At 32.8% G+C, this 17,906-nt stretch carries 17 protein-coding genes; 13 read left to right on the top strand and 4 right to left on the bottom strand.

Going from position 1 to position 17,906, the window contains the following annotated elements; translation table 11 throughout:
* The first annotated feature begins 63 nt into the window (after nt 1-63).
* From gap to OS188_RS08750, 3 genes are all read left to right on the top strand, one after another.
* Nucleotides 64-1,065, top strand: a complete 1,002-nt coding sequence (gene gap, locus OS188_RS08740; RefSeq protein ID WP_267148451.1) for a type I glyceraldehyde-3-phosphate dehydrogenase — start codon at nt 64-66, stop codon at nt 1,063-1,065.
* 92 nt (nt 1,066-1,157) lie between these two features.
* A complete protein-coding gene (locus OS188_RS08745; protein ID WP_267148452.1) occupies nt 1,158-2,030 on the top strand; it encodes an N-acetylglucosamine kinase in 873 nt (290 codons plus the stop codon).
* On the top strand, nt 2,021-2,386 hold the full coding sequence (locus tag OS188_RS08750) for a methylglyoxal synthase (protein ID WP_267148453.1): 366 nt from the start codon (nt 2,021-2,023) through the stop codon (nt 2,384-2,386). Before OS188_RS08745 ends, OS188_RS08750 begins: the two co-directional genes overlap by 10 nt.
* Here OS188_RS08750 and OS188_RS08755 read toward each other — a convergent pair whose 3' ends face one another.
* Complete coding sequence (locus OS188_RS08755) at nt 2,387-3,427, bottom strand: GMP reductase (protein WP_267148560.1); 1,041 nt, start codon at nt 3,425-3,427, stop codon at nt 2,387-2,389.
* 195 nt (nt 3,428-3,622) lie between these two features.
* Between OS188_RS08755 and OS188_RS08760 the strand changes: the two genes are divergently transcribed.
* Together OS188_RS08760 and OS188_RS08765 are read left to right on the top strand one after the other, a co-directional pair.
* Nucleotides 3,623-5,998 carry a S9 family peptidase gene (locus tag OS188_RS08760; RefSeq protein WP_267148454.1) on the top strand — a complete coding sequence of 792 codons (2,376 nt, stop codon included), beginning with the start codon at nt 3,623-3,625 and terminating at the stop codon, nt 5,996-5,998.
* A 14-nt stretch (nt 5,999-6,012) separates the two neighbouring features.
* Nucleotides 6,013-6,561: a class I SAM-dependent methyltransferase gene (locus tag OS188_RS08765; protein ID WP_267148455.1), complete on the top strand. Its 549-nt coding sequence runs from the start codon at nt 6,013-6,015 to the stop codon at nt 6,559-6,561.
* 2 nt (nt 6,562-6,563) lie between these two features.
* Here OS188_RS08765 and OS188_RS08770 read toward each other — a convergent pair whose 3' ends face one another.
* Both OS188_RS08770 and OS188_RS08775 read right to left on the bottom strand, forming a co-directional pair.
* On the bottom strand, nt 6,564-6,944 hold the full coding sequence (locus OS188_RS08770; RefSeq protein WP_267148456.1) for a Rid family detoxifying hydrolase: 381 nt from the start codon (nt 6,942-6,944) through the stop codon (nt 6,564-6,566).
* Nucleotides 6,945-6,990: 46 nt separating this feature from the next.
* Entirely contained in the window at nt 6,991-9,744 is a 2,754-nt protein-coding gene (locus OS188_RS08775) for a putative LPS assembly protein LptD (protein WP_267148457.1), read from the bottom strand.
* A gap of 197 nt (nt 9,745-9,941) precedes the next feature.
* On the opposite strand from OS188_RS08775, the gene OS188_RS08780 reads away from it, so the two are divergent.
* The 6 genes from OS188_RS08780 to OS188_RS08805 all read left to right on the top strand — a co-directional run bounded on the left by OS188_RS08780 (nt 9,942) and on the right by OS188_RS08805 (nt 15,304).
* A complete protein-coding gene (locus OS188_RS08780; protein WP_267148458.1) occupies nt 9,942-11,060 on the top strand; it encodes an N-acetylmuramoyl-L-alanine amidase family protein in 1,119 nt (372 codons plus the stop codon).
* A gap of 55 nt (nt 11,061-11,115) precedes the next feature.
* Nucleotides 11,116-12,063, top strand: coding sequence for an MlaD family protein (locus OS188_RS08785; protein ID WP_267148459.1), 948 nt, complete (start codon nt 11,116-11,118; stop codon nt 12,061-12,063).
* 16 nt (nt 12,064-12,079) lie between these two features.
* Complete coding sequence (locus OS188_RS08790; RefSeq protein WP_267148460.1) at nt 12,080-13,387, top strand: 4Fe-4S dicluster domain-containing protein; 1,308 nt, start codon at nt 12,080-12,082, stop codon at nt 13,385-13,387.
* 139 nt (nt 13,388-13,526) lie between these two features.
* Nucleotides 13,527-13,967 (top strand): LNS2 domain-containing protein, encoded by a 441-nt coding sequence (locus OS188_RS08795; protein ID WP_267148461.1) that lies wholly within the window; start codon nt 13,527-13,529, stop codon nt 13,965-13,967.
* 60 nt (nt 13,968-14,027) lie between these two features.
* Complete coding sequence (locus OS188_RS08800) at nt 14,028-14,819, top strand: (Fe-S)-binding protein (RefSeq protein ID WP_267148462.1); 792 nt, start codon at nt 14,028-14,030, stop codon at nt 14,817-14,819.
* On the top strand, nt 14,819-15,304 hold the full coding sequence (locus tag OS188_RS08805; protein ID WP_267148463.1) for an ABC transporter ATPase: 486 nt from the start codon (nt 14,819-14,821) through the stop codon (nt 15,302-15,304). The genes OS188_RS08800 and OS188_RS08805 overlap by 1 nt, the downstream gene beginning before the upstream one ends.
* Before the next feature lie 59 nt (nt 15,305-15,363).
* On the opposite strand, the gene OS188_RS08810 is transcribed toward OS188_RS08805, so the two are convergent.
* Nucleotides 15,364-15,768 carry a helix-turn-helix domain-containing protein gene (locus OS188_RS08810; RefSeq protein ID WP_267148464.1) on the bottom strand — a complete coding sequence of 135 codons (405 nt, stop codon included), beginning with the start codon at nt 15,766-15,768 and terminating at the stop codon, nt 15,364-15,366.
* A 300-nt stretch (nt 15,769-16,068) separates the two neighbouring features.
* Between OS188_RS08810 and OS188_RS08815 the strand changes: the two genes are divergently transcribed.
* Nucleotides 16,069-17,229 carry a M14 family zinc carboxypeptidase gene (locus tag OS188_RS08815; protein WP_267148465.1) on the top strand — a complete coding sequence of 387 codons (1,161 nt, stop codon included), beginning with the start codon at nt 16,069-16,071 and terminating at the stop codon, nt 17,227-17,229.
* A 71-nt stretch (nt 17,230-17,300) separates the two neighbouring features.
* Nucleotides 17,301-17,780, top strand: a complete 480-nt coding sequence (locus tag OS188_RS08820) for an Lrp/AsnC family transcriptional regulator (protein WP_267148466.1) — start codon at nt 17,301-17,303, stop codon at nt 17,778-17,780.
* Nucleotides 17,781-17,906: the final 126 nt, after the last annotated feature.

Genomic DNA, 17,906 nt, shown 5'->3' on the forward strand with positions numbered 1-17,906 from the left:
AGTTAAAAGTCATTTTTTAAGCTAAAAAATAAAATTAAGAATTAAAATAAATAAAATTATATAATGTCAAAAATTAAATTAGGAATTAACGGTTTCGGAAGAATTGGAAGATTAGTCTTTAGAGAAGCAATAAAACAAAATATAGAAGTTGTGGGAGTAAATGATTTATTAGAAGTAGATCATTTAGCTTACTTATTAAAATACGACTCCGTTCATGGAAGATTTAATGGTAGTATAGAAGTTAATAATGGACAACTTGTTGTAAATGGAAAAACCATTAGAGTAACTGCCGAAAGAGATCCAAGAAACCTAAAATGGAATGAGGTAGAAGCAAATATAGTTGCAGAATGCACAGGAGTTTTTAAAACTATGCAAACCGCCAACTATCATGTAGAGGCAGGAGCAAAAAAAGTTGTTGTTTCAGCTCCAAGTAAAGATATTCCAATGTTTGTAATGGGCGTTAACCACAAAGATATAAAAGCCTCAGACAAGATTATTTCTAATGCTTCTTGTACTACAAACTGTTTAGCTCCAATGGCTAAGGTTGTTGATGATAACTTTGGAATAGAAGAAGCATTAATGACAACCATTCATGCTACAACAGCATCACAATTAACGGTAGATGGCCCTTCAGCAAAAGATTATAGAGCTGGTAGAAGTGCTTTAGTAAATATAATTCCTGCTTCAACTGGGGCTGCAAAAGCAGTGGGAAAAGTGATTCCAAAATTAGATGGAAAACTAACAGGAATGGCTTTTAGAGTCCCAACTGCCGATGTTTCTGTTGTGGATTTAACTGTAAGAACTCAAAAAGAAACTTCTTTAGATGAAATTAAAAAAGCATTTAAGAAGGCTTCAGAAAATGAGATGCATGGTATTCTAGGTTATACTGACGAAAAAGTAGTTTCTCAAGATTTTGTAAGTGAAACTAGAACTTGTGTTTTTGATGCAGACGCTGCTATAGAATTAAACTCAAGATTCTTTAAACTTGTAGGTTGGTATGACAATGAATATGCCTATTCGGCGAAACTAGTAGAATTGGCAGAACTAGTACATTCCTTAAAATAAAATACAATCTTAAATAACATTTCATAAATAATTCCACAGAGTAATTCTAATAATAAAAGAGTTTATCTGTGGAATTTTTTTAATTTTAACGCATGATATTAATTGCCGATAGTGGTTCTACAAAATGCGATTGGATTTCCGTCGATTCTCAAGGAAATCAACTTTTAGATAAATTGGATACTAAAGGACTTAACCCTGCACTTTTAACAGAAAAAGAACTTTCTGAAATTATACAAGCCAATCCAAATTTAATAAGGGTTAAAGATCAAGTTTCACATGTATTTTTTTACGGAGCAGGTTGTGGTACAGAAAACCCCAGGCTTTTATTGAAGGAGGTTTTACAAAACATCTTTCAAAAAGCATTTATTGAAGTTAAAGAAGACACTTTAGCAGCAGTAAGAGCAAGTTTAAACCATAAAAATGAAGCGGCTGTAGTATGTATTCTTGGAACCGGTTCCAATTGTAGTTTTTTTGATGGAGAACAAATACATCAACGCGTAGCTTCTTTAGGTTATAGTATTATGGACGATGCTAGCGGAAATTATTACGGCAGACAATTAATTAGAGGATATTACTTCAATCAGATGCCAGAAAAATTGAAAGTTTTATTTGCTGAAAAATTCAATTTAGAAGCAGACGCTATAAAAAATAAACTTTACAAACAAGCTAATCCCAACGCTTATCTGGCCACTTTTGCTGAATTCATATTTACACACAAAGACTCCGATTATATAAAAAACCTCATTATTGAAGGTCTTCGTTTGTTTTCTAAAAATATGATTTTACAGTATTCTGAAGAAATTAAAACAATTCCTGTTCACTTTGTAGGTTCCATTGCTCATTTTTCAAAAGAAGAAGTTTTAGAAGTCGCAGAAGAGTTTCATTTTAAAGTTGGAAATATTATTAGACGTCCTATTGAAGGACTCGTTAAATATCATATAAATCATTTAGATTCATGGAAATAGCAATTATTGCACACGATGGTAAAAAAGCCGAGATGGTTCAGTTTTTAAATGAACATAAAGAAACATTTCTTCAAAAAAACATTTCTTTAGTTTCTACAGGAACTACTGGTAAAAAAGTTAAGAAAGCCGGTTTTCAAGTGTTAAGATTACTTTCTGGACCTTTGGGTGGCGATGCGCAAATAGCAGCTCGCGTAGCCGAAGGAAAATGTAATATGGTTTTATTTTTTAGAGATCCTTTAGAAAAGCACCCTCACGAACCAGATGTTCTTATGCTCATGCGTTTATGCGATGTACACGACGTGCCACTAGCTACAAATCCCGCTACTGCAGAGTTGTTAATGAAAGGGTTATTGTAACTATTCCGTATAAACTCTATTTTCCTGTTCTGCCACACGAATAAAAGTAGTCCTTTTAGTCAGCTCTTTTAAACGTAGCGCACCTACATAGGTACATGTACTTCGTAAACCGCCTAGAATATCCTGAAGTGTTCCTTCAACCTCACCTTTATATGGAACTTCCACTGTTTTCCCTTCGCTGGCACGGTATTCTGCTACGCCACCCACATATTTATCCATAGCAGTGGTAGAACTCATCCCATAAAATTGTTTATATGTTTTTCCGTCACGCTCTTTGGTTTCTCCACCACTTTCGTCATGTCCTGAAAACATCCCACCAAGCATGACAAAATCGGCACCAGCTCCAAAAGCCTTTGCTACATCGCCAGGAGTAGAGCAGCCTCCATCGCTAATTATCTGTCCGCCTAACCCATGAGCAGCATCGGCACATTCAATAATAGCAGATAATTGCGGATATCCAACACCTGTTTTAACACGAGTCGTACAAACAGAACCAGGACCTATGCCAACCTTTACAATATCAGCACCAGATAATAGAAGTTCTTCAACCATTTCGCCAGTTACCACATTTCCAGCAATAATGGTTTTGTCTGGATACTGTTTTCTTGTTCGTCTTACAAAATCCACAAAATGTTCGGAGTAGCCATTAGCAACATCTATACAAATAAATTTTAATTGAGAATCTAATTTAAATATACCAGCCAATTTGCTTAGATCTTCTTTTCCTGTTCCCGTACTAACAGCAATATATTCTCCAATATTTTTAGGCGCCTTTTTTAGGAACTTTTCCCATTCAGCAAGCGAATAATGTTTATGTATAGCAGTAAATAATTTATTTTTGGCTAAAGCCAATGCCATTTCAAAAGTGCCCACAGTATCCATATTAGCAGCCATTATAGGAATGCCATTCCAGCTGTTTTCACTGTTTAAGAACTTAAAATTTCGCTCTAAACTAACTTGAGACCGACTCTTGAGTGTGGAGCGTTTTGGTCTAATCATTACATCTTTAAAACCTAATTTGATGTCTTGTTCTATACGCATTTTAAAAGAATATTGGGTTACAATCAAAAGTACGAGTTCTTTTAGTTATCTTAAAGTCAAATTCATCTTTTAATCTTTGTTCTTATTAACAATTGTTTATAGGTATATTGGAACGAATAAGCTATTCCGGTTTTGAATTTTTGTCCTAGAAAGCCTAACTTCGTACGTTTATTACTTCTATTGAATCTATTTATTATGAAATTGAAAACAACTCTCTTATTTTCAAGTATTTACTTGATGTGTTTTTTCGTAACAGCTCAAGAAATCAACCTTTCAGAATTACACATAAAAGATATTATGCAAGGTGAAGACTTTGTTGGTCATTTACCTTCTAATGTTAGTTGGTCGAATAATAGCGATACCATTTATTTTAAGTGGAATCCAGAAAATGCGTTAAGTGATTCTCTTTATGGGTATGATCTAAAAAATGATAAAATTTCTAAAATTGATTTTGAAACGGAGTTTGCTTTACCAGCTTCAAATGCGGTTTTTAATAGAGACAAAACTAAAAAAATATACAGCAAGAATGGCGATGTTTTTATAGTAGATGTTGTTACAAATACCATAACTCAAATAACGAATACAACGGCTTATGAAAGATCTGTTCATTTTACAGATTCTTATCAGCAAGTAGCTTATGTAAAAAATAAAAACTTATTTACATGGGATATAGAAACAGGAACCACCACACAGGTCACCAGCTTTTTAAAGAAAGAGAAAAAGGAGAAATCTAATAGTGAAAAAGATGACTGGCTTAACCAGGATCAACTAGAACTTTTTGATGTTTTAAGAGAGCGTAAAGAAAAATTGGATACGCGTGATAGCCTAATGAAGCGATTCAATTCCAAGAAACCTTTAGAAATTTATTTGGGCGATAAATCGATTTTAAATCAAAGAATGAGTTCAGATGGAAATTTTGTAACCTATCTAACTGCAAAACGTCCAAAAAACAAGAAAACTATCATGCCACATTATGTGACAGAATCTGGGTATACCGAAAATGAAAACACACGTTCTAAAGTAGGTGATGAGCAGCCGGAATATACCTTGTATATCTACAACCTTATTGATAAGAAAGTCTATCCTGTTGTTTTAGATAATTTAGAAGGCTTAGATTATATACCAGAATACACCAAAGAGTATCCAGATAAAGTTTATAAAAACGACAATCGGATTGGATATATTTCAGGACCTACTTGGAGTCCGGATGGCTCATATGGTGTTTTAGATATTATTGCAAACGATTATAAAGACCGTTGGCTGGTATTATTAAATCCAGAAAATGGAACTGTAGAAAACTTAGACCATCAGCATAATGAAGCTTGGATTGCTGGTCCTGGAATTGGTGGTTATGGAGGTGGAGACTTAGGATGGATGCCAGATAATAAAAGCATTTGGTTTCAGTCTGAAAAAACAGGTTATTCGCATATATATGCCATGGATGTCACTTCAAAAAAAGTAAAAACACTTACAAAAGGAAGTTTTGAAATTTATAACCCTCAAATTTCTAAAGATGAAAAACGCTGGTATTTTACGGCTAATATGAATCATCCTGGAGATAGACAGTTTTATAGTATGCCTATAAAAGGAGGGAAGTTTACAGCTTTGACTAATAGGATAGGAAATAATAACGTAACACTTTCTCCAGATGAAAAACAGATGGCTATTTTGTATTCCTATTCAAATAAGCCTACGGAATTATATATAAAAGAAAATCCATTGTTTACTTCAACAGAAAGTACGCCAAAACAAATCACCCATTCTACAACCAAGACTTTTGAGAGTTATGCATGGAAAGATCCAGAAATAATCACTTTTAAAGCCGATGATGGCGCTGAAGTTTTTGCCAGATTATATCAGCCAAAAACAGAGGTAAAAAATAAAGCAGCCGTTATTTTTGTTCATGGTGCAGGTTATTTACAAAACGCTCATAAATGGTGGAGTTCTTATTATAGAGAATATATGTTTCACAATTTTTTAGTAGATAATGGCTATACGGTTTTAGATATAGATTATCGTGGAAGCGCTGGTTATGGCGGAGAATGGAGAACAGGAATTTACAGGCATATGGGAGGAAAAGATTTGTCTGATCAAGTAGATGGAGCCAAGCATTTAATAAGTAAATACGGTATCGATACAGATAAAGTTGGTATTTATGGTGGTTCTTATGGAGGATTTATAACACTTATGGCCATGTTTAATGAAGCTGAAACATTTCAGGCTGGTGCTGCTATTCGTTCGGTGGGAGATTGGGCTGCCTATAATCATGGCTATACAGCAAGAATTTTAAATACACCAGTAACTGATAGTTTAGCTTACAGAAGAAGTTCGCCTATATATTTTGCCGATGGTTTAGAAGGCGATTTACTGATTTTACACGGTATGATAGACGATAATGTGCATTTTCAAGACATGGTTCGTTTATCCCAACGTTTAATTGAATTGGGAAAAGAAAATTGGGAAATGGCCATCTATCCAATCGAAAGACATGGTTTTGTAGAGCCAAGTAGTTGGACAGATGAATATAAAAGAATATACAAGTTGTTCCAGGAAAGTTTATTAGGTAAATAATTGTAGCTAACTAAATGAAGGCCTTAGATAGATTTTTACAAAACGAACGCATAAAGAAAGCTAAAAAGTTTATTAGAACAAACGATGCTGTTTTAGATATTGGAAGTGTAGATGGTGTGATGTTCGAGAAATGGAAAAAGGATATTTCTTATAGTTATGGCATTGATCCTATTTTAGAAAAGGAAATTAAAACGGAGACTTGTACACTTTTACCTGGGAAATTCCCTGAAGATCTTCCTGAAAATTTGAGTTTTGATATTATTACTATGCTTGCCGTTTTAGAACATATTCCAAAGGAAGTTCAAGCAGGAATGGCTGAAAATTTCTATAATATATTAAAAACTAAAGGCCGGGTGATTATAACAGTACCTTCTCCTCAAGTAGATTTTATTCTGGAAATCTTGTTGAAATTAAGATTAATTGATGGTATGAGCCTAGAAGAACATTATGGTTTTAAACCTAGCGACACAGAAAAAATCTTTGCTAAAGGCTTTAAACTTATAAAGAAAAAGAAGTTTCAATTAGGACTGAATAATCTTTATGTTTTTGAAAAAATAGATTAAACCTATTTAGAAGCCATCATACTAATTTCCACATTTACAAATTTAGGTAAGTTAGCAACTTCAACAGTTTCACGTGCTGGTGCAGTTTCTTCATTAAAATAAGTAGCATAAACCTCGTTTATTTTAGAGAAGTTATGCATATCGCTAACAAAAATAGAAGCTTTAAAAACATTTTCAAAAGTCATGTCGGCAGCTTTTAATACGGCTTTTAGGTTTTCCATGACCTGGTTTGTTTCAGATTTAATATCTTCCAAAACCAATTCCATAGTTTCTGGATTTAAAGCTATTTGTCCAGAGGTATATAAAATATCGTTTACTAATACAGCTTGATTATATGGTCCAATTGGAGCAGGAGCGTGGGGAGTATTAATTATTTTTTTCATAATAAATGGTTTTTATTAGCAAATGGAAATGATGAAATTAAGGTATTTATAGTTGCTTATCTTGTTGTCTTCGTTTGTCGTATTTAATATCCTTAAGCAGGTTAGATTTAATTCCTATAAAGAAATTCCATTGAGAGTTATTTCCAAAAGGAATCCAATTTAGGCTCATTCGCCAACTTAATAAATCTCTTTCAAATCTCAAAGAAGTATAGGTGAAGCCTTTATTTTTAAAGTCGTATCCGGAAGATGCACCAACTTTCCAGCGTGGTGATAATTCTACATCTCCAGAAAACATTAAGGAATGCGAAGAAATATCATCTTCACGTCTCGCATTTGCATAGTTAACTGCATAGGCAAAGCGTATACTCCATGGAATAACACTAGTATATAAGTCGCTTGGTGTATTTTCCTCTTCATCGTCGTCCTCTTCATAAAAACTCTGATTTGCAAAATCTTGAGAACGTCCAAATAAATCGTCAGCACGACCACCACTTCTAATATTTTCAGCATAGCTTTCTTCAGTTTCGCCACCGGTAAATGTGGTGTTAGAAATAGAATAATTCATAGTAACATTGGCGCTAGTTAATCTGAATAAACTTCCTCCATTATCAATATTCCAACGGTCAATCATATTATTGTTGTTGTCTAAAGCGTAAGGATTTAAAACTGCTCCAAAATTAACAGACATTTTCCCTTTTAATAATTGAGTGCTTCCAGAAATGGTAACATTATTCCAGTTTAAAGAATCTGCAGCAATATCATAACCTGTATTAATATTTAGGTTGTCTAATAGTTTTATTTTTCTAGGTTCGGTTGCCGTAGAATCTTTATCGCGAACCTTCATTTCAATATTATTTCCTAAAGCAAATCCAACCATATTAGAGTGTCTGTTGTTTGGAGAACCAAAAACAGATTTCTCAAATTTAGAATATTCAACTTGCTCTTTAGTTAAACCATCTGCACTTACCACTTCGTAAGTGTCGTAATATTGGTCGAAAGACGGGTTGATACTATAACTTATAGATGGTCTCATTACGTGTCTAAGAGCTTTAATCTTCTTGTCTTCACCTTCTTTTTCAAAATTAAACATTCCGTAAAGAGTGGTTCCTAAGTTAGCATTAAAATCATAGGTTCTATAAGATGCAAATCCGTTGTTTTCCTCTGTAACTACGTCGTTTATTGATTCATCATAGTATTTATCTACCGTTTTAAAAGTCCATGTTTCATTGTAGTTAGTAGTTGCACTTAAACTCAAATGTTTTAAAATTTTGAAATTGGTAGTAAGCGGAATACTTTGATTAATTCCGTTTTGTGCTTGGTCCCACATTTCTTTCTTAAAAAATAAGGAGTCGGTAGTTTGAATTCTATTTTCAGCTCTTACGTTATATTGAAAGTTAATGTTTTGGAGAATCCCTTTTTTAGACCCTGTTTTTGGTTCAAAAGGGTAAATTCTGCTCACACTTGCTTGAAGTGTCGGTAACGTCATATTAATAGACTCTGTATTCGTGTTTTGAGAATGTGTTGCAGCCACACTCATATTTACCTGTGGTTGTCCTTGAAAAGTTTTAGAATAGGACACGGAAGATTGCATTGTGTTATTTAACTGACTTGGTGCATTAACCTGATTTATGGATTCCTTATAATATTTACTACTTCCTAAGTTAACAGAAGCTGTAAACCTTGAGCTAGGACTGGATTTGGTATCCTGACTATGGGTCCAACGTATGTTATAGATATTTTGTTTTGAGTAATCTGGAAAACCACGTTCACTTTCAATAAGGTTCTCGTACCTAAAACCTATATCTCCATAAAACTTATAACGCAAGGCATAATCACTTTCAAAACGTAAACCATAGCTACCATTTGTGTAGTAATCTCCTAAAACGGCTAAGTCTATATAATCGCTAATAGCAAAATAGTATCCTCCATTTTGTAAAAAGTACCCGCGACTGCTTTGCTCTCCAAAACTAGGGATTAACACACCTGAGGTTTGTTTTTTAGTTAGAGGAAAAAATCCAAAGGGTAAACCAATAGGAGTGGGGACATCTGCAATTACCATATTAGTAAGGCCCACAACAATTTTTTTCCCTGGTACTAACTTTATTTTATTGGCTTGAAAATAATATTCCGGATTTTCTATGTCTTTGGAAGTTGTAAATCGGCCTTTATATAAAAATATAACAGAATCGTTTTCCTTTTTGGTAATAGGCGCATAAATCTGCATCCCTTGTTGTTCAGTCTTCGATTTGAAAATTAAGGCTTTTTCGGTTTTAAAGTTAAATCTAATTGAATCCGGTTCTACTAGATTATCGCCTTGTTTAAACGATGGACGCTGGGTGTAAACTCCAGCCGAATCTTTTATTCGCCCAGCATATACCTCATTCTTACTGTAATCTATAACAATTATTCCTGCCTTTAATTCCATGTCTTGAAAATAGACTTCAGCTTCGTTATACAAATAGAGCTTTTGCTCTTTACTATTAAAAGATGTGTAGTCTTTAGCTTTGTATGTAACTGTAGATGCTAATAGTTCTGGTTTAGGCTTAATAGAATCGTTTAGGGTAGAATCTTGTTCAATAGTTGAAACCTCTATTTTTTCTAACGAATTGATTTCAACGTTAATAGTATCCTTGGTTTTTTCAGACGAGATATTCTTCCCAGGTTTTGGAATATCTTGAGCGAAGCCAAAAGTGTTGATAAACACTGTAAAACTTAAGGCAAAAAGTATGTAAAAGTTGTTTGTATGCAACGCTTTTAAATGTATTTTTGTAAAAGTATGGCTCGGTTTTTGAATTGCCAAAATTACATATATTTTTTGTGATTAGTTTAATATTCACAAAAATTCGAAAATTAAATTATACTTAATAATAGAGAGTAATAAACTTGCTCTTTAGTTGTTATTATTTATATGAAGTACCCATGGTTAGTCCTTAATCACTTATAAAAATATTATATGGTTATTTTATATAATAAATAAAAAACAATACAGATCATTACATGAAAACCAAAACAATTATACGTTTCTTATTTGTCTTAGGATTTTTATTCCACATTAGTGGTAATACTTTGTTTGCTCAGGCTAACTCTAACAAGTTTGTTGTAGTGCTAGATGCGGGTCACGGTGGAAAAGATCCAGGAAAACCTTCTAAAGATGGTTTTACGGAAAAGGAAATTGCTTTAAAAATTGCATTGGCGGTAGGAAAGGAATTAGAAAAAAATCCTAATATAAAAGTGATTTATACACGAACAAAAGATGTTTTTGTGGATTTATTTAAAAGAGGAAAAATAGCCAACGAGGCAAAAGCCGATTTATTTGTATCCATCCATTGCAACGCCCATCATACTCAAGCTTATGGTTCTGAAACCTACGTATTAGGTATAAATAGAAATGATACTAATTTTAATGTAGCAAAAGCGGAGAACGAAGTTATTTATCTAGAGGATGATTATGAGAAAAACTATGAAGGATTCGATCCAAACTCCCCAGGGTCTTTTATAGGATTAACACTTATGCAAGAAGAATATTTAGATCAAAGTATTCTATTGGCTAGTTTAATTCAAGATAAATTCACAAATTCTCTAAAACGCAAGAACAGAGGAGTTAAGCAAGCAGGATTTATAGTGTTGCATCAAACTATTATGCCTAGTGTTTTAGTAGAAACCGGATTTATTACTAACAAGCATGAAGGAGCTTATCTAAACTCAGGGAAAGGGCAAAAAGAAATGTCGGGAGCCATCAAAGACGCTATCGAAGATTATAAAAAAGCTATATATCAAAATATCGATGATTTTGTTTATCAAGAAACAATAATGGAAGCTTTAGATAATCCAGAACCACCAGAAATTTATAAAAACATTGTGTTTAAAGTACAAATTGCTGCTAGTTCTCGAGAAATTGAATTAAAACCATTTAATTTTAAAGGTTTAGAAGATGTAACCAGAAATAAGATAAACGGTCTTTATAAATATTATTACGGTTATACTTCCGATTATACAAAAATAAAGGATTTTCAAAAATATGCGCAATCTAAAGGGTACACTTCAAGTTTTCTTGTTGCTTTTAAAGACGGTAAAGCTATTCCTTTAGATGAAGCACTAAAATCAACTCCAAATTAGAGCCATTCTTTATAAATTTATTTCTAATTTTGTTAGGTAACTAAATACACATAATTTGAAACTATCAAGAGAAGTTAAAACTGCTATTTTAGTCATATCGGGAATCTTATTCCTTATTTTTGGCTTTAATTATCTTAAAGGCACAAATTTACTAGATTCTTCCGATGCATTTTATACAGAATTTGATTATAATGGTTTAACAACGGCATCGCCGGTAACCATTAAAGGTAATAATGTTGGGAAAATCAATGAAATAACCTACGTAATGGAAACTGGGAAAACACGTGTTTCTTTTTCCGTTGACAAGGATTTAAAATTCTCAAAAAATAGTAAAATGAGACTTTATCCTATGGGGTTATTAGATGGTAATGCCCTTGCTATTATTCCCGCTAAAGATGAAGATTATGCAGAAAGTGGAGATGTACTTATCTCTGAAGTAGAACCAGGACTTATTAAAGACCTTTCCGATAATTTTTCAGGAATTAGTGAAGGTTTAGACAGTACTCTAAAAACAGCAGACACTTTATTATTAAGCATAAACAGTTTGGTAGAAGACGATTCTGAAGAAGGTTTAAAAAGCGCTATCAAAGAAATGAATTTAACTTTAACTTCATTTAAAAATCTCTCAGGCTCTTTTAATAACCTAATAACTAAAAATCAAGATAGTTTAACTCAAGTTATTAGTAACTTTAACTCTGTAAGTAAAAACCTTGCTACGCTTTCTGAAGATTTAAAAGATGTTGAGATTTCTAAAACTGTTGCAAGCCTAGATCAAACTTTAACTAATGTCAATGCACTCCTAGCAGACTTAGAAAAAGGAGAAGGTTCAATGGGGAAACTACTTAAAGACGAAAAACTATACCATAATTTAGAAGTAGCATCAGGACAGTTAAGCGAATTACTTCAAGATTTTAAATTAAATCCAAAACGCTATATTCACGTGTCCGTTTTTGGAGGCAAAAATAAAGACGATTACGAGAAACCAGAAGACGAAAGACAATAATAAAACCAACTAACCAATGAATTATATTCCAAACATTTTATTTGCTTTATTGCTTATTGCAGGTCTTGGTTATTTTGCCAGGAATGTTAAAAAACTAGTTAGAAACATTAAGCTTGGACAAGATGTAGATGTAAGCGATAATAAATCGCAACGCAGGAAAAACATGGCCATGATTGCTTTGGGGCAAAGCAAAATGGTTAAAAGACCCATTGCTGGTTTTCTTCATGTTATAGTATATGTTGGATTTATAATAATTAATATAGAATTACTAGAAATTGTTATCGATGGTTTAACAGGTTCGTGGAGAGTTTTTTCTTATTACCAGGAACTTTATGGTATTCTAATTGGAACATTTGAGGTACTGGCTCTTCTGGTACTTCTATCTGTAACTATTTTCTGGATTAGAAGAAATGTTATTAAAATTAAGCGTTTCTGGAACAGCGAAATGGCGGGTTGGCCAAAAAATGACGGGAATTATATTCTTTATTTCGAAATGGTTTTGATGGCCCTTTTCTTGGTTATGAATGCTACAGATATTCATTTTCAATTAATGAACTCTGGAAATGTGGTATCTCAGTTTATAGCACCATGGTTTAGTGGTTTACCTGAAACAACCATTCATATTATAGAAAGATCAGCTTGGTGGTTGCATATTATTGGAATTCTAATTTTCCTTAATTACTTATATTTCTCTAAGCATTTACATATACTTTTAGCGTTTCCAAATACCTATTACGGTAAGGTAAAGCCTAAAGGGCAATTAAATAATTTAGAATCTGTTACCAACGAAGTTAAAATGATGATGGATCCAAATGTAGATCCCTTTGCTGCATCACCGGAAGGAGCAGAAGACGAAATGCCTGCAAAATTTGGTGCTAGTGATGTGCAAGATTTATCATGGGTACAATTATTAAATGCCTATACATGTACAGAATGTGGGCGTTGTACAAGTGAATGTCCAGCCAACTTAACAGGTAAGAAATTGTCTCCTAGAAAAATTATGATGGATACCAGAGACAGATTAGAGGAAGTTGGAAAAAATATCGATGCTAATAAAGGTGAATTTAAAGATGATGGAAAACAACTTTTAGGCGACTATATTACTGCCGAAGAACTTTGGGCTTGTACCACATGTAATGCTTGTGTGGAAGCGTGTCCTGTAAGTATTGATCCATTATCCATTATTATAGAAATGAGACGCTATTTGGTTATGGAACAAAGTGCTGCTCCAGTAGAACTTAATAATATGATGACAAATATTGAAAACAATGGTGCTCCTTGGCCGTATAACCAAATGGATAGATTAAACTGGAAAGACGAGTAATATATCCCTGTGCAAACAGGAATTATATAAAAATATAGAAGTAATTTTTTCTATAAACGATTATTTAAGAATTTTTTACGAAGTAAAAATTTAAATTAGTTGAATTAAAGTGATCCCTGCTTTCGCAGGAAGTAAGAATATGAAAAGAGAAGACGCAGACAAATTATTACACGAAAAAGTTGAAGCAGGAGAAAAGGTTAGTCCTATTTTGCCAGATAATGTTAAAAACTACCTGGTCGATATAGACGGAACTATCTGTGATGATATTCCAAATGAAGAGCCAGAACGTATGTTAACTGCAGAGGTTTATCCGGACGCCTTAGCTACTTGCAATAAATGGTATGACGAAGGACATTTAATTTGTTTTTTTACCTCCAGATTAGAAGAACACAGAGCCAATACCGAAACATGGTTAAATAAACATGGGTTTAAATACCATAGTTTATTAATGGGTAAACCTAGAGGAGGAAATTACCATTGGATAGATAATCATTTAGTGAAAGCTACGAGATATAAAGGGAAATTTACAGATTTAGTAGATAAAAAGGCCACGATTCAAGTTTTTGACGATGGTGAATAATGAGTATTATAATTTCAGTGAAAACAGGATTTTAATCTCATAATTAAAGCAATTAATAAAATGAGCGAACAATTAAAAGTGCCAACTATGGCGCAATGTATGGCAGAAGGTAGACAACCAGAAATTTTATTTTGGGTTGGTGCTGCTGGAAGTTACGACGATAGAGCAAAAAAAATAACAAGAGCTTTTGTAAAGATTCTTAATAAAGCAAATGTAGATTTTGCTGTTTTAGGAACTGAAGAGAGTTCAACAGGTGATGTGGCAAAACGAGCTGGAAATGAGTTTTTGTTTCAGATGCAGGCAATGACAAATATTGAAGTGTTAAATGCCTACGAAGTAAAGCGTATTGTTACGGCTTGTCCCCATTCATATAACACCTTAAAGAATGAATACCCGGAACTTGGTGGGAACTATCAAGTGCAACACCATACACAGTTTATTAACGAACTTATAAGTTCGGGGAAATTAAATATTGGAAAAGTTTCAGAACTAAGTGGCAAACGTATCACTTTTCACGATCCGTGTTATTTAGGACGTGCGAATGATGTCTACGAAGCGCCTAGAGAATTACTAAAAACTCTAGGGGTAGAATTGGTAGAAATGAAACGTAGTCGAAACTCTGCACTTTGCTGTGGTGCCGGAGGCGCACAAATGTTTAAAGAACCAGAAAAAGGAGATAAAGATATTAATGTATTGAGAACCGAAGACGCTTTAGAAACCAAGCCTAATATTATTGCAACAGGTTGTCCGTATTGCAACACAATGATGACAGATGGCGTAAAAGCAAAAGATAAAGAAGACAGTATTCAAGTTTTAGATATTGCAGAATTAATAGCAAACTCCCAAGAATAATGATAGTAGATTTTAATACCTTACCAGAAGAGTCTAAAGTATGGATTTATCAATGTAACCGATCTTTCACAGATGAAGAAGTAAAAGAGATCGAATCTAAACTGGATGTGTTTTTAAACAATTGGACAGCTCATGGAAGCGATTTAAAGGCAGGCTACAAGATTGTTTACAAACGCTTTATTGTAATTGGGTTAGATCAGCAAGTAGGGGCGGCCACTGGATGTTCCATTGATGCTTCTGTACATTTTATTCAAGACTTAGAAAAGGAGTATAAAGTTGATCTTTTAGATAAAATGAATGTGTCTTATAAACAAGGCGAATTTATAGCTTATAAAACCTTAAGCGATTTTAAGAAGATGGCTAAAGATAAAGCGGTATCTAAAAACACCATAGTCTTTAATAATTTGGTTGTAAACATTGCAGAATTTAATGAAAATTGGGAAGTTCCTGCAAGCGATAGTTGGCACAGCCGATTTTTAAAATAAATTTTTCTGAAATAACGCAATTATACAAAGCTTGAATTTTTATTCAAGCTTTTTTATTTTCATAATTCTTCAAAACTTTTAAAGCTACCATCCGTATAAAATATGACAATTCGTTCAATAGTTTTTTCTGAAGTATTATCTGTAGTTTGTTTTACTTGAGAAATAATTTGAGGAGAATGTTCTCCTTTTAGAGCTTTCGTTTCTGTAATAGAAATTTCTTCAGGTTGCGACTTTTCTCTTTTCGGAAATTGACCTTTACCATTTAGCAACCAATATAATTCTACTTCTGGATAAGCAGAGAGGACCTTCATAACAAAATCCAAACTAGGCTTATTTCTTCCCGATAAAATATGTGAGATACTAGAACGCTGCACCCCAATTTTCTCGGCGAAGGAGGAGGCGTTTTCATTGTAGAAATCTATTACTTTCTGGAGCCGTATAGCAAATTCTTCGTTGTTTATCATTGTAAACAAATAGGTTTGATTTTATTTTCACAAATGTAACAATATTATTAATACGAAGGGTATATTGCCCTATATTTTTATATAATCAATTTAATAAAAACTTTAAGTTGGATACCATAATTAGCTGATAAGCAATAAAGTAAATTAACACTTATAATTTTGTTAATATTATACCTGTTAGAGGGTTACAAAGACAATAAATAGTAAACACAGTGGTTAATATTGTAAACATAAATTGTATATTTTTTTGTTTACAAATGTAAATTGTTATTTGTTTACATTTGTATCAAAGATTTTTCAATGACAATTGACTATTTAAAAGACTGTTATAATTCTTATAAGGAAGAGCGACTTAAAAACCGATATATTAATAACGATCATATCCTTCCATTACTTGATAACTTAAAAGGCTATTTTAAAATAGATGAGATTGGGCGTTCTGTTTTAAATGCTCCTATTTTCTCTATTCAAATTGGTTCTGGTTTAAAAAAAGTATTAATATGGTCTCAAATGCATGGTAACGAAAGCACAACTACTAAAGCTATTTTTGATGCTTGTCAGGTTTTTGCTTTAGGCAGTCATGAAAATATTCAGAACATACTTAAAGAATGTACCATCCTTATAGTTCCTATTTTAAATCCGGATGGAGCTAAGTTTTATACCAGACTAAATGCTAACTATGTCGATTTAAATAGAGACGCAAAACATCTTTCGCAAGCAGAAAGCAAGGTTCTACGTGACTTATTTAACAGTTTTAAGCCTGATTTTTGTTTTAATCTACACGGACAAAGAACCATATTTGGCGCTGGGAACACGAGTAATCCTGCTAGCCTATCTTTCTTGTCTCCAGCTCAAGATTTGGCCTGTACTGTTACAGAAACGCGTAAAAAAGCTATGGAAGTAATAGTTGCTATTAATAACTTATTGCAAGAACAAATCCCTAATCAGGTTGGTGTATACGATGATGCTTATAATGATAATTGCGTAGGAGATACTTTCCAGGCTTTAAATTGTCCCACTATTTTGTTTGAAGCTGGGCATTTTAAAAACGACTATAATCGCGAAATTACCAGGTTCTATATGTTCCAGGCTATTATGTATGGTTTGTATTATATATCTAATAATAAGGTGTTAGGGTCTAAGTATGAGTCTTATTTTGATATTCCGGAGAATAATAAGAATCATTTTGACATTATAATAAGGAAAGCTAAAATTTGGAAAAACAATATCTCTGAAGTTTTGGATATAGCTATTCAATTTAAAGAGGTTTTAAAAAATGAAAAAATTGAATTTATACCAATAATCGAAAGAATGGGTGATATGAGTTTGTTTTTTGGACATAGAGAGGTTTTAGCCAATAGCAGTGAGGTTTATGTGGGTAATCAGAAAAATTTAGTAGAAGGCCTTGAAATAGAGGAGGTTTTTATAAATAATGCTAAATATTTAATAAAATTAACATAATCTTAAATTAAGATATAGAATAATCATGAATATTGTATTAATTTTGCTTTTTATTAAAAATAAAATTGAAAATGGCAAAAATTAAGTTAGATGAAATTGATCATCAAATTCTAGATATGTTGATTGAAAATACGAGAGTCCCTTTTACGGACATTGCTAAAAAATTATCCATATCTGCAGGGACTATTCATGTAAGGGTTAAGAAAATGGAAGATGCTGGAATTATTAAAGGCTCTTCGTTGACTTTAGATTATAAAAAATTAGGATATTCTTTTATTGCCTATGTAGGTGTGTTTCTGCAAAAGACTTCTCAGACTAAGTTCGTTTTAGAACGTATTAACGAAATACCATTTATAACAGTGGCTCATATTACCACTGGTAAATTCAATATTTTTTGTAAGGTGAGAGCTAAAGATACGGAGCATGCTAAGGATATTATTTTTATGCTAGACGATATTGAAGGAGTTTATAGAACAGAAACTATGATTTCTCTAGAAGAAAGCTTAAACGATAAAAAGCGATTAATGCATTCTATTTTTAGCGATTTATAAATAAAAATCAACAATAAGCTTTAAAAGACCATTTATTAAGATGGTCTTTTTTATTGTCTGTACTTTATTAAACTAATAAACCAAAGTATGTTTTAGCTTATTCTTAAGGCCTTTTTTGTACTTTTA

It is taken from the genome of Xanthomarina sp. F1114, from assembly GCF_026410255.1.
Lineage (GTDB): Bacteria > Bacteroidota > Bacteroidia > Flavobacteriales > Flavobacteriaceae > Xanthomarina.

Bases quoted from the DNA above. Each gene is read 5' to 3' on its own strand.
- gap (WP_267148451.1), top strand. From the start codon at position 64: ATGTCAAAAATTAAATTAGGAATTAACGGTTTCGGAAGAATTGGAAGA.
- OS188_RS08745 (WP_267148452.1), top strand. From the start codon at position 1,158: ATGATATTAATTGCCGATAGTGGTTCTACAAAATGCGATTGGATTTCC.
- OS188_RS08750 (WP_267148453.1), top strand. From the start codon at position 2,021: ATGGAAATAGCAATTATTGCACACGATGGTAAAAAAGCCGAGATGGTT.
- OS188_RS08755 (WP_267148560.1), bottom strand. From the start codon at position 3,427: ATGCGTATAGAACAAGACATCAAATTAGGTTTTAAAGATGTAATGATT.
- OS188_RS08760 (WP_267148454.1), top strand. From the start codon at position 3,623: ATGAAATTGAAAACAACTCTCTTATTTTCAAGTATTTACTTGATGTGT.
- OS188_RS08765 (WP_267148455.1), top strand. From the start codon at position 6,013: ATGAAGGCCTTAGATAGATTTTTACAAAACGAACGCATAAAGAAAGCT.
- OS188_RS08770 (WP_267148456.1), bottom strand. From the start codon at position 6,944: ATGAAAAAAATAATTAATACTCCCCACGCTCCTGCTCCAATTGGACCA.
- OS188_RS08780 (WP_267148458.1), top strand. From the start codon at position 9,942: ATGAAAACCAAAACAATTATACGTTTCTTATTTGTCTTAGGATTTTTA.
- OS188_RS08790 (WP_267148460.1), top strand. From the start codon at position 12,080: ATGAATTATATTCCAAACATTTTATTTGCTTTATTGCTTATTGCAGGT.
- OS188_RS08795 (WP_267148461.1), top strand. From the start codon at position 13,527: ATGAAAAGAGAAGACGCAGACAAATTATTACACGAAAAAGTTGAAGCA.
- OS188_RS08800 (WP_267148462.1), top strand. From the start codon at position 14,028: ATGAGCGAACAATTAAAAGTGCCAACTATGGCGCAATGTATGGCAGAA.
- OS188_RS08805 (WP_267148463.1), top strand. From the start codon at position 14,819: ATGATAGTAGATTTTAATACCTTACCAGAAGAGTCTAAAGTATGGATT.
- OS188_RS08810 (WP_267148464.1), bottom strand. From the start codon at position 15,768: ATGATAAACAACGAAGAATTTGCTATACGGCTCCAGAAAGTAATAGAT.
- OS188_RS08815 (WP_267148465.1), top strand. From the start codon at position 16,069: ATGACAATTGACTATTTAAAAGACTGTTATAATTCTTATAAGGAAGAG.
- OS188_RS08820 (WP_267148466.1), top strand. From the start codon at position 17,301: ATGGCAAAAATTAAGTTAGATGAAATTGATCATCAAATTCTAGATATG.